This window comes from Rahnella victoriana, assembly GCF_004330295.1.
In the GTDB taxonomy this organism is placed as follows: Bacteria; Pseudomonadota; Gammaproteobacteria; order Enterobacterales; family Enterobacteriaceae; genus Rahnella; species Rahnella victoriana.
Window position 1 is genome coordinate 40,162 of the sequence record NZ_SJOJ01000022.1, and the last position, 13,759, is coordinate 53,920.

General features: G+C 52.6%; 15 protein-coding genes and 1 tRNA gene. 8 read left to right on the top strand and 8 right to left on the bottom strand.

Annotation, left to right across the window (positions count from 1 at the left end; all coding sequences use genetic code 11):
• Nucleotides 1-131 precede the first annotated feature (131 nt).
• Nucleotides 132-1,049, top strand: coding sequence for a formate/nitrite transporter family protein (locus EYY67_RS17870; protein ID WP_119822604.1), 918 nt, complete (start codon nucleotides 132-134; stop codon nucleotides 1,047-1,049).
• A gap of 90 nt (nucleotides 1,050-1,139) precedes the next feature.
• Nucleotides 1,140-1,214: transfer RNA gene (locus EYY67_RS17875), tRNA-Arg, on the top strand.
• 33 nt (nucleotides 1,215-1,247) lie between these two features.
• Here the strand turns inward: EYY67_RS17875 and nlpA are convergent.
• Both nlpA and EYY67_RS17885 read right to left on the bottom strand, forming a co-directional pair.
• Nucleotides 1,248-2,066 (bottom strand): lipoprotein NlpA, encoded by an 819-nt coding sequence (gene nlpA / locus EYY67_RS17880; RefSeq protein WP_131694034.1) that lies wholly within the window; start codon nucleotides 2,064-2,066, stop codon nucleotides 1,248-1,250.
• 309 nt (nucleotides 2,067-2,375) lie between these two features.
• Nucleotides 2,376-2,708, bottom strand: coding sequence for a hypothetical protein (locus EYY67_RS17885; RefSeq protein WP_131694035.1), 333 nt, complete (start codon nucleotides 2,706-2,708; stop codon nucleotides 2,376-2,378).
• 250 nt (nucleotides 2,709-2,958) lie between these two features.
• On the opposite strand from EYY67_RS17885, the gene EYY67_RS17890 reads away from it, so the two are divergent.
• Complete coding sequence (locus EYY67_RS17890) at nucleotides 2,959-3,486, top strand: GNAT family N-acetyltransferase (protein WP_095922909.1); 528 nt, start codon at nucleotides 2,959-2,961, stop codon at nucleotides 3,484-3,486.
• 43 nt (nucleotides 3,487-3,529) lie between these two features.
• Here EYY67_RS17890 and EYY67_RS17895 read toward each other — a convergent pair whose 3' ends face one another.
• From EYY67_RS17895 to EYY67_RS17910, 4 genes are read right to left on the bottom strand one after another with little or no spacing between them, the layout of a single operon-like run.
• Nucleotides 3,530-5,068: an MFS transporter gene (locus tag EYY67_RS17895; protein WP_131694036.1), complete on the bottom strand. Its 1,539-nt coding sequence runs from the start codon at nucleotides 5,066-5,068 to the stop codon at nucleotides 3,530-3,532.
• Nucleotides 5,069-5,105: 37 nt separating this feature from the next.
• Nucleotides 5,106-6,128: a Gfo/Idh/MocA family protein gene (locus EYY67_RS17900; protein ID WP_119822607.1), complete on the bottom strand. Its 1,023-nt coding sequence runs from the start codon at nucleotides 6,126-6,128 to the stop codon at nucleotides 5,106-5,108.
• 13 nt (nucleotides 6,129-6,141) lie between these two features.
• Nucleotides 6,142-7,209, bottom strand: a complete 1,068-nt coding sequence (locus tag EYY67_RS17905) for a Gfo/Idh/MocA family protein (RefSeq protein WP_131694037.1) — start codon at nucleotides 7,207-7,209, stop codon at nucleotides 6,142-6,144.
• A 2-nt stretch (nucleotides 7,210-7,211) separates the two neighbouring features.
• Nucleotides 7,212-8,387: a Gfo/Idh/MocA family protein gene (locus EYY67_RS17910; RefSeq protein WP_119822609.1), complete on the bottom strand. Its 1,176-nt coding sequence runs from the start codon at nucleotides 8,385-8,387 to the stop codon at nucleotides 7,212-7,214.
• Nucleotides 8,388-8,671: 284 nt separating this feature from the next.
• On the opposite strand from EYY67_RS17910, the gene EYY67_RS17915 reads away from it, so the two are divergent.
• On the top strand, nucleotides 8,672-9,733 hold the full coding sequence (locus EYY67_RS17915; protein ID WP_095922914.1) for a LacI family DNA-binding transcriptional regulator: 1,062 nt from the start codon (nucleotides 8,672-8,674) through the stop codon (nucleotides 9,731-9,733).
• 93 nt (nucleotides 9,734-9,826) lie between these two features.
• Nucleotides 9,827-10,672 (top strand): glutathione-dependent disulfide-bond oxidoreductase, encoded by an 846-nt coding sequence (gene yghU / locus EYY67_RS17920; protein WP_095922915.1) that lies wholly within the window; start codon nucleotides 9,827-9,829, stop codon nucleotides 10,670-10,672.
• A 65-nt stretch (nucleotides 10,673-10,737) separates the two neighbouring features.
• Here yghU and yghX read toward each other — a convergent pair whose 3' ends face one another.
• Entirely contained in the window at nucleotides 10,738-11,643 is a 906-nt protein-coding gene (gene yghX / locus EYY67_RS17925; protein WP_119822611.1) for a YghX family hydrolase, read from the bottom strand.
• A 155-nt stretch (nucleotides 11,644-11,798) separates the two neighbouring features.
• Between yghX and EYY67_RS17930 the strand changes: the two genes are divergently transcribed.
• On the top strand, nucleotides 11,799-11,999 hold the full coding sequence (locus EYY67_RS17930; RefSeq protein ID WP_119822612.1) for a DNA polymerase III subunit theta: 201 nt from the start codon (nucleotides 11,799-11,801) through the stop codon (nucleotides 11,997-11,999).
• A 12-nt stretch (nucleotides 12,000-12,011) separates the two neighbouring features.
• Here EYY67_RS17930 and EYY67_RS17935 read toward each other — a convergent pair whose 3' ends face one another.
• On the bottom strand, nucleotides 12,012-12,893 hold the full coding sequence (locus EYY67_RS17935; protein ID WP_119822613.1) for a LysR substrate-binding domain-containing protein: 882 nt from the start codon (nucleotides 12,891-12,893) through the stop codon (nucleotides 12,012-12,014).
• 105 nt (nucleotides 12,894-12,998) lie between these two features.
• Between EYY67_RS17935 and EYY67_RS17940 the strand changes: the two genes are divergently transcribed.
• Nucleotides 12,999-13,322 (top strand): carboxymuconolactone decarboxylase family protein, encoded by a 324-nt coding sequence (locus EYY67_RS17940; protein ID WP_095922919.1) that lies wholly within the window; start codon nucleotides 12,999-13,001, stop codon nucleotides 13,320-13,322.
• Between the two features lie 15 nt (nucleotides 13,323-13,337).
• Nucleotides 13,338-13,757: a tautomerase family protein gene (locus tag EYY67_RS17945; RefSeq protein WP_131694038.1), complete on the top strand. Its 420-nt coding sequence runs from the start codon at nucleotides 13,338-13,340 to the stop codon at nucleotides 13,755-13,757.
• Nucleotides 13,758-13,759: the final 2 nt, after the last annotated feature.

The following is a 13,759-nucleotide window of genomic DNA, read 5'->3' on the forward strand; positions in this document are numbered from 1 at the left end:
AAATGTCCCATAAGGTTCATGGGTTAACGGTTTGTAACTTTTTTGTATACCTGCTCATAATCTCCCCGCCTCGCCTATGCTTATTCAGGAACACCAATAAAACTGACTTGCCGTACTTTTGGGGAACAACAATGACTGAAGAAAAAAAGCATCGCGATGATAACGATGTCGACAGCGACGAACACGCGCAAGGCAAAGAGATCGAGACCGGTGAGGAGAATTTGCCGTCGAAAGCGGCCGCCGTACATGAAGTCATCCGCATGGAAGGAGAGAAAGAACTCGAGCGCGACGGACAGGCGCTGCTGTGGTCAGCCATTGCCGCCGGGCTGTCGATCAGCGCCTCGCTGATGGCGAAAGGCATTCTTCACGCCCGTCTGCCCGATACGCCGGAACGTTTTTTTATCGAAAACCTCGGTTATACCGTCGGGTTCATTATTGTGATCATGGCGCGCCAGCAGTTATTTACCGAAAACACTGTCACCGCTGTTTTGCCGATCATGCAAAAACCGACCGGCAGGAATATCCTGCTGCTGCTGCGTTTATGGGCCATCGTGCTGGCGGGTAACGTGATTGGCGGCGGGCTGGCGGCGCTGGTCTTTCATCTGGTGCCCTTTTTCGATACGGCGACCGACGAGGCATTCCGCACCATCAGTCTGGAAATCATGGAGAAAGACGCCGAAGGCATGTTTGTCGGCGGCATGGTCTCCGGCTGGCTGATCGCGACGATGGTCTGGATGATCCCCTCCGCCGGTACCGCCAAGCTGTGGGTGATCATGCTGATGACCTATATGGTGGCGATTGGCGACCTGACGCACATCGTGGTTGGCTCGGTAGAAATCCTGTATCTGGTGTTCTCCGGCGCCATCCCCTGGTATGAATTTATCTGGCCTTTCGCCCTGCCGACGCTTGCCGGAAACATCTTCGGCGGCACCTTTATCTTCGCGCTGATCAGCCACGCGCAGATCCGTAACGATATGAGTAATCAGAAGAAAGCGAAGGCGAAAAAAGAGGAACAGGAAGCCGCGAAAAAAGAGGCCGCAAAACCCTGACTGGCGAGGAAACAACCAAACGGCAGTCTGACGCCTTATTATTCTGAGAAAAATGGGTATACTACGCGGGCGCTTTCCACAGGCGCCCGTGTCTCCTTAGTTAAACGGATATAACAAGCCCCTCCTAAGGGCTAGTTACAGGTTCGATTCCTGTAGGGGACACCATTTTAGTGCTCATAATATCCCCCACAAACCCAATCACCAGCCCGGAACCGCCCCGCCGTTAAAGATCTTCTCCGCCGCTTTTGCCACTTCCGGCGACTGATAGGATTTCAGAAACTCCTGCACATTTTCCGCGTCTTTATTATCGGGACGTGAAACCATAATGTTCACGTACGGCGAGTTTTTATCTTCGATGAATACGCTGTCATGCACCGGCGATAAACCGGTTTGCTGGATGTAGGTGGTGCTGATGATCGCCACATCGACTTTCGGGTCGTCCAGTACGCGGGGGAGTTGCGCGCCTTCCAGTTCCATAATATTCAGATGATGCGGGTTTTCGGTGATATCCAGTGCCGTTGGCAGCAGGCCCTTGCCTTCTTTCAGCGTGATCAGGTTCTCTTTTTGCAGCAGCAGAAGCGCACGGCCTAGGTTAGTCGGATCATTTGGGATCGCCACGGTTGCGCCGTCTTTCAGTTGATCCACGGTTTTGATTTTTTTTGAGTAGCCCGCCATCGGGAAGACAAAGGTATTGCCGACGGTCACCAGATGGTAGCCATGAGCTTTGTTATCCTGCTCAAGGAACGGACGGTGCTGGAAAACGTTAGCATCGAGTTCGCCATGTTCGGTGGCATCATTGGGCAATAACGCGCCGCTGAAACCAACCAGCTCAACGTCCAGCCCGTATTTGTCTTTGGCGACCTGTTTCGCGACTTCTGCCACATCCTGCTCAGCGCCGTTAATCACCCCGACTTTGATATGCCTGGCATCACCGCTTTTTTGATCACATCCCGCCAGCAGCAATCCCGCCAGCAAAACCACGGCACCAGTACGTAAATGAGGGAAGGTCAGTTTCACTTTTTTTCCTTAAAAAATAACCGCTAAAGAGTAATGAACTGACTATAGCAGGAGGTTTGGCGCGGTTTAAAAAACCAATAAAGCATCGTTTATAAGATAAAGTTATATAGACAATACCATCGATTTCCTCATAACTCATGTGGCGCGCACTTCCTTTGCTTTATTTATGAAATTTGTGACTCAAAAATGTTTCATTCATTTGCAAAAAGATGGGGATAAACTGTATTTTAATATCAACCTCATAGGATGTGGCAATATAAAATGGATAATCCCTACTAATAACGATTACAGGCCACGAATTTTATAATTTCAAAGCTTTTCTTTTCTTAACATCCTAAACGATTTAAAAGATATAATTAAAGGACCAAACATTGTAATGATTAAAAAAGCGACAGCGCAGGTGAATATCAGAGAGATCAATTCTGGCTCTTCCACATCCTGATAATTCAACACGATTGTGAGCACAAAAATAATCACAACCAGACTATGAGACAGTATCAATTTAAGAAAAACGGCTGATAACTCCGACAGAAGTGCTGAGGGTGTTATGCTTAACTTCTTCGCCCGGTTGCTTACCCACTCGATTTCACTATTGCGAAACCCGGATGTTTTCATTGATACCAACAACGCTTTGTTTTTCATTATTTTCATCCTTAAAAATAACAACCACAGAAAGAGTAAAAGTATAACATAATCAATTTTGAGAAAATGCTTAACTCAATAAATCTGCTACGTTTGTCTCAAAATTGTTTGCGAAAAAGACAACCTTCGCTGTTCAAATTCCGTACTACATCCAGATCTTTTCCTTATATCATTCATAAACAGTTTGCCCTCCCCGCCTCTTTTCGGAAAGAGTAGGATTATCAGAAATAACCAATGAGAGCCTGCAGGAATGGAAATTATTGAAGCCGAAGAACAGCATATCCCCGCGATGCAGAAAATTTATGCCTGGCACGTGCTGCACGGCACTGCGTCGTTCGAGACTCAGCCCCCTGACGTACGCGAGATGGCAAGCCGCCTGAAGAAGATTAATGAAGCGGGGCTGCTGTGGCTGGTGGTGTTGCATGAGGGAGAAGTGAAAGGTTATTGCTACCTCGGGCGTTATCGCGAACGTTACGCCTATCGTCACACGCTGGAAGATTCGATCTACATTGACCCCGCTTTTCAGAAACGCGGCGCGGGTAAGGCGTTGCTGCGCCGGGCAATCGACTGGGCTGAAACCCATGGCTTCCGGCAGATGATCGGCAATGTCGGTGACAGTGAAAATAAAGCCTCGATTAACTTACATCTCGCGGCCGGTTTTCAGATAAAAGGCACCCTGCATTGCGTCGGATTTAAGCATGGCCGCTGGCTGGATACCGTCTTTATGCAGCGTGCGCTGGGAGAAGGGAATCAGACGTTGCCAGCGCAGGAAGGCTGACGTAAAAGAAAACGGGCAGTCTCTCTGCCCGTTTTTTTACCGCTTACTCAATCGCTAATTTTTCCCTCGCGGTTTTGCGTGTCGCTCTTCCGCCCCACACTTCGTCGTACTCGTAACCGGTCAGGTCTTTAATGACCTTGCGTGATACCTCGTCACAATCTTCCTGCGCGCCGCCCAGTTTGAGGCGTGCGGTTTCTTTGATCAGAATTTTATGCGTTTCCCGCGTCAGCTTGAATTTGAAGGTCATGTAGAAACTGATCGCCAGCAAGGCGCCGGTGGCGAAGATCATCAGCCCGATAATCGCATGCAGTGCGCTGAGCGGTTGCGCGCCCTGCCCTTTCACAAATCCACTTTCTTCCAGCACCAGCCCGATGATCATAATGGCAATAGCGACAGTACTTTTACGGGTAAACACCATCACACCGGCAAAGATCCCCTCGCGACGTTTTTTGGTCACGATCTCGTCGACATCCGGAATAAAGCTGTAAATATTCCAGGGAATATAATAAAGCCCTGAACGTCCGAACCCCAAAATAACGAAGATGGAAGTGAAGAGAATTAACGGCACCGTGATTTTGGTGATGTAAATATAAAACAGCGCAGCCAGAACGAAGAATATACAGCCGTAGGCGATACGCAGCGCCGCAGAGGGCGAAAGATTCAACCGTTCCATGACCATCATATAGACAATGGTGGAAGGTACTGAAACAAACGCGGCAACGCTTAAATATCCCGAAACAGCCCCGACATCCTGATGCAGGCCATAAACCACATAATAGGTAAAGACGGCACCAAATACGTCCATCGCGGTGAAAGAAGCGATATAAATAATAATATGCTGGCGGAACATGCGGATATTAAAGGACGAGATAAAATCCAGCACCAGACTTTTCAGGTGGTGCCACAGGCTGCCGCCGGTTTCCATTTCCGGTTCCGGTTCATTGGGATCCCGTACATCTTTGGCTTCCCAGGTACACATCCAGGTGGTGAAGACCGCCAGGCAAAATACCGTGGCGAAAAACATACCGGTATAGGTATAAGTCATCGGATTATCTTTACCGGTATACATCATGATCACGCCCGGCACCGACACCGCCAGAAAACCGCCGAGCTGCGAGCAAATCATCCGCACACCCGCCAGACGGGTACGTTCGCCAAAACGGTTGGTCATCTCTGCGGCCAGCGTTTCCCACGGCACCAGCACCATCGCTGAAAGTAACTCAATCGACAGATAAGTGCCGAGATAATACCAGTAGCCCATGTCCTTAACCCAGACCAGCGCATACAGGAACATCAGCGGCGAACTGATCAGCAGGAAAAAGCGACGGCGGCCAAACCGTTTACCGAGCCAGGTATTGCCGAAGTGGTCGGTGATATAGCCCATGATCGGACTTAATATGGCGTCGATCACACGGGCGATGGCAAAAATAGATCCCGCTTCCAGAACGGACAATCCGCAATACGTGGTATAGAAGAATAAAAGCCAGGTACCGATAACGGCGAATGCACCGCCACCAAATAAGTCGGTTACGCCATAGCCTATTGCTGTGCCGTAACCTACTCTGCGTTCAGTAGGTTTCATTATTATTATCCTGTGAGGTAAGGTTATTTTAAATTATTCAATCAGCCAGCGTGATCCATTTCCCTGATTGTGAGGAGCGGTAAATTGCCCCGATAATATTCAGAGACACTTCGGCTTGTGATACAGAGGTATAATTTTTTTCTTCAGGATGACGAACGGAATAATAAAAATTCGAGACTGCCTGACGGTGACTGTCGCCCCAGTAGCTTTTTGCTCCCCCTGACGGGCTGTCATCACTGACCAGCAGTGTTTTATTTTCTCCTTCAATCAGCCACAGCGCATTGTGGTGCAACTGCAGCAGTCCTTTTTCACAATGAATTTCCAGCAGCAACGGCGAATCGGTGCTGTGGCAGTTGGTGGCATAAAACATGCCGCGTGCGCCGTTGCCCATTTTCAGACTGGCCATCGCGGTGTCTTCGTTTTCAGTCACATCGCTGAGAAAGGTTCTTTCCACCACGCCTTTCAGCGCCTGAACGCCACCGGCAAACCACTGCATTAAATCCAGCGTGTGGATGGCCTGATTGATCAGCAGGCTGCCGCCCTCGGTGGCAAAACGCCCGCGCCACAGGCTTTCGGTGTAATAAGCACCGCTGCGCGACCAGGTCAGCACCGCTTTGATACTCAGCATGTTGCCCAGTTGGCCGCTTTCCAGCAGCGTTTTAATTTTCCGGCTCGAAGGGTTCAGGCGGTTCTGATAACAGACGCCAACCAGCCCCGCCGCCTGGGTCTGTGCGAGTTTAATGGCGCTGACTTCACCGATATTCAGCGCCACTGGTTTCTCAGTGAAAACATGCTTTCCCGCCGCCAGCGCGGCAAGAATAGCCTCCTTATGCAGATGATGCGGCAGGCAGATATGCACCACGTCAATCTGCGGATCGCACAACATTTCGTGATAATCCGTATAAAAATCACAGCCATATTCCTGCGCCAGCGCCCGGCCTTTGCCAATATCGCACTCGGCAATCGCCCGTAACTGGCAGTCCGGCTCATGCCGGATCGCCGCCACATGGCAGGTATGGATAGCGCCGCAGCCAATCACCGCCGTCTGGAGAGTTTTCATGATCCGCCCCTTCTCAGTGCGTTTCGTTTGCCAGCATTTGCGCACGGACGCACAGCTCGGCAGCTTTAAACGCATGCTCCTGCGTCATGGCGTGTTCGGTACGGTTCAGGCAATCCAGGATCATCTGACCAAAGAACGGGAAGCCGACATTGCCGGAAACCGGATAGCGGAATTCGCCCTGCTGATTGACCAGATACACCACGTCCTGCTCGCCGAGCGTGAGATCGACATATTTGCGGATCTCGATATACCCCTCAGTGCCGAGCAGCGTCAGACGGCCATCGCCCCAGGTGCTCAGCCCTTCCGGCGTGAACCAGTCGCAGCGGAAATAACCGCGTGCGCCGTTTTCGCCTTCCAGCATGGTGTCGCCAAAATCTTCAAAGTGCGGATATTGCGGATGATTGAAATTCAGTGCCTGAGCGGCTACCACGCGGGCGTTGTGGTTGCCGGTGTAAAACAGGAACTGCTCAATCTGGTGGCTGCCGATATCACACAGAATGCCGCCAAAACGTTCTCTCTCGTAGAACCAGTCAGGACGCCCTTCTCCCTCGCGGTGCGGACCGGTACCGAGGGTTTGGATCACCCGGCCGATGGCCCCCTGCTGCACCAGTTGTCCGGCAAATACCGCGCTTTCGACATGCAGGCGTTCGCTGTAATACACGGCATATTTGCGTCCGGTTTCCGCTACTTTCGCCTTCGCCTGTGCCAGTTGTTCCAGCGTGGTCAGCGGCGCTTTGTCGGTGAAATAATCTTTGCCGGCCGCCATGACTTTCAGCCCCAGCGCGCAGCGTTCAGCGGGAATGCCCGCACCGGCGACCAGTTGCACTTCCTTGTCATCAAGCAGCGTCTGCAACGAATCCGCGACCTTCACCTGCGGATACTGCGCGACAAATTTCTCCACTTTGGCCGGATCAGGGTCGTAAACCCACTTGAGGCTGGCCCCCGCCTCAATCAATCCGTTACACATGCCGTAGATATGCCCGTGATCCAGTGCCGCTGCGGCAATCACGAACTCTCCCGGTTTCACAACCGGCTGCGGTTTGCCCACCGGCGCATAGTTCATTCCGTCTTTATTGCTCATGTTCAGGCTCCTTTATCCATGTTTTTACCCAGCGGGATCGCGTCTTCATTGGCGAAGTTTTCTACAGAGGCGGATTTTTCATAAAAATGCGGTGCCAGCGAAACCAGTCCGCCGGTCTGATAGAACGGATCGGCAGGGGTCAGCGGCAGAGAAACGATGCTGCGGGTAATGGCGGATTTATAAATCGCGGCGATCAGCTCCAGTGAACGCTTGCCCTGAATGCCGTCTATCAGCGGTGCGGTGCCGGTTTCCAGCGCCGTCAGGAAATTGTCGATCTGACCGGTATGCAGGGTATAGGTCAGTTTGTGGATCGACTGGTAAATGTCTTCCAGCTGATTCTCGTGATCCGTATCGCGCGCATCGATCGGGAAACCGTTAGGCGCGGAAATGCTGGCGTATTTGTCCCACGGGGCTGAAATTCGGGCTTTCTCACCCTGAATCACAATCTTCTGATCTTCGCCGTGATGCACCACGGAGGCGGTCAGCTGGGTCAGCGCGCCGGTGTCATATTTGAAAATGGCCGCCGACAGATCTTCCACTTCCGCATTATCGTGTGCGGCATTGGTGATCATGGAAACCACTTCGGAAGGGAAGCCGAGCATCCACTGAATAGCGTCGATATGGTGAACGGCATGGTTGAGGGTGCAGCCACCGGCTTCTTTTTCCCAGGTGCCGCGCCACCATAAATCGTAATAGGAATGCCCGCGCCACCAGAAAGAATCCACCTGCGCGTGGCACACCTTGCCCGCCTCGCCGGAATCGATCACTTTTTTCAGCCGCCAGAACGCATCGGTAAAACGGTTCTGCGCAATGATAGACAGCGTTTTGCCGCTCTCGTTTGCCGCGCGGATCATCGCGTCACATTCCTGCAAAGACGCCGCCATCGGCTTTTCGCACAACACATGTTTGCCCGCGTTGAGCGCATTAATGGAAATTTCCGCATGGACATACGGCGGCGTACAGACGTCAAAAACGTCGATGTCCGCCTGATTGAGGATATCCTCATGGCGGGCGTAGACCTTCGCATTCGTCAGGCCGTAATGGCGTTTTTTCTCTTCGGCTTTCTCCGGATAAATATCTACCAGCGCAACAATCTGGCAACGGTCAGCAAACTCTAAATATCCCTGAATATGGTTATGGGAAATATTACCCGTACCAATAATTGCTATTTTCAGCATTATCTTACTCCTAATATTGAACCGGACAGCGGGCTGATTTACGCCGCACAAAGGACGTCACCGTATTGAATTATTTAAAGATTCAGCGCGGATAAAACCCTTATTTTTTGTTTCTGAGATTTATATTCTGGAGAGTAGTAACGGATTTTTTTTCCAACAACCGCTATTTGTGACAGGAATTGCAGTGCCGTTTGCGGGATTTGCTATCATTCTGAATAGCCCATCAATTACAAGCAGTTAAGCGTGGTAATAAGTCCATCTGCATATGAGGCGTTGATCACAAAATGACGGGAAAATTAAAAATCAGGCAAATTGCCGAGTTAACCGGGCTTTCTCCGAGTACAGTTTCCCGGGTGCTGGCAGGGAAAGCCAATGTCAGTCCGCAGGCAAAAGAGAAAGTATTTACCCATGCGCGTTCAATGGGTATTTTGCGCGACATTCCGGCCAGCCGGTTGTTAATGAATTGTCTGCTGATCTGTGCGCCACCGGCCGCTTTCTCCCCGCATGAAGATCGTTATTATTATGAAGTCATTCAGGAAATCACCGCGGAAGTGGCACGCTTTGATATTCATGTGCGCAGGTGTGCGCTGACCGTGAATGATCCGGACATCGCCGTGTTTATGCAGGCGCTCAGTCAGGGGGATGTCGACGGGATTATCATCATCGGCATTGATGACGTCATGCTGTACCGGCTGGCGGCGGAATCCAACAAGCCGGTGGTGATGATCAATGCCAAAGACAGCGAAATGCGCCTCGACTGTGTTTCCGCCGATCACTATTCCATTGGTTACAGCGCCGCCAACTATCTGTTTGTCAGAGGCCATCGTCCGGTTTTATTGTTCACTGACCTGCGGCGTGAAACCATGATGCAGCGTCTCGACGGCTTTAAACGTGCCTGTCTCGAGCACCATGTGGCATTCGACGAAGCCCTGCATTTGCTGGTCAATCATGGCAACGGAGGGGAACAGGCGCGGGAAACGATTGAGAAGTATCTCCGGGAACATCAGCGGGCAAACATGCCGTCAGCCATCGTATGCGGAGGCGATCAGATCGCACAGGCCACCGTAGACGCCCTGACTAAACACGGCTTTAAAGTCCCGGAAGATATTTCCGTGATGAGTATCGATTTCGCGCACGATATGAAAACACCGGCAGCGGAAAGTTTTACCGCCGTGCATCTGCCCTGCCGCGAACTGGGTATCGAGGCGGTGTATATCCTGCAAAGCCGCCTGATGCGGGCAACGGGAGCGAAATTCAACCTGCTGTTACAGGGCAAAAACCACACCGGCCAGTCGGTGGCCGATGTGAAATGGAAACGTAAAGGGCTGTATTCCGCCGCCGGTTAAGCCACGCACCCGGGGGCACATTCTCAGCGTCGCGCTGTTTCATCTCCTGCTAGACTTTTGAGTCTTAACCTCAAAAAAGAAGCGGAGATTGCCATGTCAGAACAGTATCAGCCACCTGAAGTCTGGACCTGGAATAAAGATGAAGTCAGCAAATTCTCAAACATTAACCGCCCGGTAGCCGGCCCGACACACGAGAAAACGCTGCCGGTGGGTAAACACCCGCTTCAGCTTTATTCGCTTGGCACGCCAAACGGTCAGAAAGTGACGATCCTGCTGGAAGAGTTGCTGGCGCTGGGCGTCAGCGGTGCGGAATACGATGCGTTTATCATCCGCATCAACGAAGGCGATCAGTTCTCCAGCGGTTTTGTCGATGTTAACCCGAACTCGAAAATCCCGGCGCTGCTGGACAATTCCACCACGCCGCCGATCCGCGTGTTTGAATCCGGCAATATCCTGCTGTATCTGGCGGAAAAATTTGGCAAATTCCTGCCGAAAGATCTCGCCGGACGCACAGAAACCCTCAACTGGTTGTTCTGGCTGCAAGGCTCCGCACCCTATCTGGGCGGCGGTTTCGGCCATTTCTATCACTACGCGCCGGTGAAAATCGAATACGCCATCAACCGTTTCACGATGGAAGCCAAACGTCAGCTCGACGTGCTCGACAGACAACTGGCAGACCATAAATTTATCGCCGGAGAAGAATACACCATTGCCGATATTGCCATCTTCACCTGGTACGGCAGTCTGGCGCAGGGCGGCCTGTATGAGTCCGCTAAATTCCTCGATATCGATTCTTATAAGCACTTCCAGCGCTGGGCAGCGGAAGTGGCGAGCCGTCCGGCGGTCAGACGCGGGCGCATCGTTAACCGCACCTGGGGCGACGAACAGCTGGAAGAGCGCCACGATGCTTCAGATTTCGATGGCGTACTGAAATCATAACCTACGCCTGACACGCAAAAAGGGCGGGATCGCAGGATCCCGCCCTTTTTTTATCTGCCTGAAAATCAGGCACTTTCTGTTTGCGGTTCGAGATATTTTTTAAACCAGGCAAGGGTTCTTTCCCACGCCAGTTCGGCGGCCGCTTTGTCATAACGCGGCGTCGAATCATTGTGGAAACCGTGGTTCACACCGGGATAAATATGCGCCTCATAGACTTTATTATTGGCCTTCAGAGCCGCCTCATACGCAGGCCAGCCCTCGGTGATCGGCTTATCCAGCTCCGCGTAATGCAGCAATAACGGTGCTTTAATTTTCGGCACATCTTCCGCTTTCGGCTGACGGCCGTAGAACGGCACCGCCGCCGCCAGCTCCGGATACGCCACGGCCGCCGCATTCGCCACACCTCCGCCGTAACAGAAACCGGTGATGCCGACTTTGCCGGTCGCCGTCTCGTGGTGCATCAGAAATTCCACTGCCGCAAAAAAGTCGTTCATCAGTTTGGTGGGATCAACCTGTTTTTGCAGCTCACGGCCTTTTTCGTCATTGCCCGGATAACCGCCGACCGAACTAAGACCGTCCGGTGCCAGCGCAACATATCCGGCTTTCGCCACCCGCCGGGCGACATCTTCGATATAGGGATTCAGCCCGCGATTTTCATGCACCACTACCACACCCGGCACTTTACCGGTGGCCTTTGCCGGGCGCACCAGATAGCCTTTTACGCTGCCGTGCCCCTGCGGCGACGGATACTGGATGTATTCCGCCACGATGTCCGGGTCGGTAAATTCAACCTGCTCCGCATAGGCATAATTGGGCGTCATCAGCGTGGTCAGCGCGGCGAGAGAAAGTCCACCCGCGACAAATTTCGCCGAGAGATCGAGAAACTCACGCTTGGTCATTTTGCCGTGTACATAAAAATCAAAATATTCGAGGAGTTCAGGAGGGAAATCTTTAGCTGTCATTCGCGTCATCTTCAGGCTCCGTTCCGTACAAGTGAAGGATAAATAATGGCCTGTTTTTGACGATTTTGTAAGCCGGTGGTGAAATCGGGCACGTTTCTCAGGAAAGTCCAAAACCTTTTTGCCCCCTGAGGATGCTAAACTGCTGACAGTCAGGAGGAGACATCATGAACAAAACTCTCGCAGGTCTGAGTAAAGAAGAAATGGATAAAGTGAGCGCCGGTCTGGCCGCCGGAACGGTGGCGGTGCGTGAGCGCAATCATCTGCCGGTGAATGCGGACGAAGTGGAAATGGAGCAGCCGGAGCATCTGCGCGCTTATTTTCGCGAACGTCTGGAACACTACCGCCAGCAGCCCGCTAAAAAATAATCCCGCTGCCGCTTACTGACGCGTCGCGAAAAAATCCGTGATCGCCTGAGTCAGATAACGGGCCGCGTCGCCGGGCTGCATCTGGCTCTGGTGCAGGCTGATACCCACCTCGCCCGGTTCGGGCAATTCATTCAACAGGCGTACTGCGGCGGGTTTACCGAAATCCGTGCGCACGGTGATGCCTAATCCCGCCGACATCGCCGCCCAGATCCCGCTCAGGCTGCGGCTGGTAAAGGCGATCCGCCACGGAATGCCCGCCTTATCCAGCGCCGCCGTCGCCGCACTGCGCATCAGGCATGGCGCTTCGAACACCAGTAATGGCAGTGGTTCACCGCTCTCCTGATAATGCTTCAGGGCGAAATTTTCAGGGCCAATCCAGCGCAACGGGATCCGGCCGAGCGACTGACTTGACGGAAAGAGCGGCGCGTCATCGCCCTGCCAGCACACCGCCAGATCGAATTCGTTATGGCGGATACCGTCGAGCAGCTGCTGATTACGGGTGATGCTGGCCGAAACCTGGACCTGCGGGTGCGCGCGGGTGAATGTCCCGAGGATGGCCGGCAACAGGGTTTCGCCGAAATCCTCCTGCATACCCAGATTCAGGCTGCCGCTGAGCGAGCTGGCCAGCAGCGCGGCACTCAGTTCGTCATTCAGGCTGAGCAACCGGCGGGCGTAGCTCATCATCACTTCCCCGCGCCCGGTGAGGATCAGATGCCGTCCGGATTTTTGTACCAGCTCCGTCCCCGCCTGTTGCTCCAGCTTTTTTAATTGTGCGCTGACCGCAGAGGTCGAGCGCCCCAGCCGGTCTGCCGCCAGCACAAAACTGCCCAGTTCAATGCCGGTGACAAAAGTGCGCAGGGCTTCTGCATCAAAAGTTAAGGGCCGTTTTGCCACGCTTCATCATCCCGTTTTTATGGATTAACACTGCTGATATTTTCGATATTTCGGATAATCATAACGTCTTATGCTCCTTTCCACACTGATAAAAAGGAGCCTGATATGGACAGCAATACTTCCCAGACACTGACACTCGATGCTATGGCGCGTCTGACCCCCAAATTCGCCGAAGTGACCGAACAGGTGCTGTTTGGCGATATATGGCAACGCCCCGGGCTGTCGCCCCGAGACCGCAGCCTGATCACCGTTGCCGCGCTGATTGCCCTCAACCGCAGTGAACAACTGCCCTTTCATCTGAGCCTTGCGGTTAAAAACGGGGTCACGCAGGCCGGGCTTTCAGAGATGATCACTCATCTGGCGTTTTATGCCGGCTGGCCCGCAGCGGCGTCTGCCCTGACCCGTTTTGCCAGCCTGAACGACCAATAACCGGAGGAGTTTACGATGCCTTTTACCCGCATATCATTGCCTGAACACCGCGCTGAAATCTGGCAGGATCAGATCTCCGCCATTTTACAGGCGGCGCTGGTGCATACTTTTTCCGTGCCGAAAAATGACTGTTTTCAGCTGTTCGAACCGGTCAGCCGCCGCCGGCGGGTGATCAACCCGACCTATTTAGCGGGCGAAAATGACCGCCGTTCAGACGATTTTCTGCTGTTTCACATTACGGCGGGCAAACCGCGTAACTCATATCAGAAACAGGAACTGTACCGTTATCTGGCGGATAAACTGCATGCGGCGCTGGGCATTTCCCCCGCCGACGTGATGGTGGTGGTGAGTTTCACCCAACCGGAAGACTGGTCATTCAGCCAAGGTGAAATGTTTATGCCAGAAGGGGAAAGACTGCCCGCAGACAGCCAGTAACA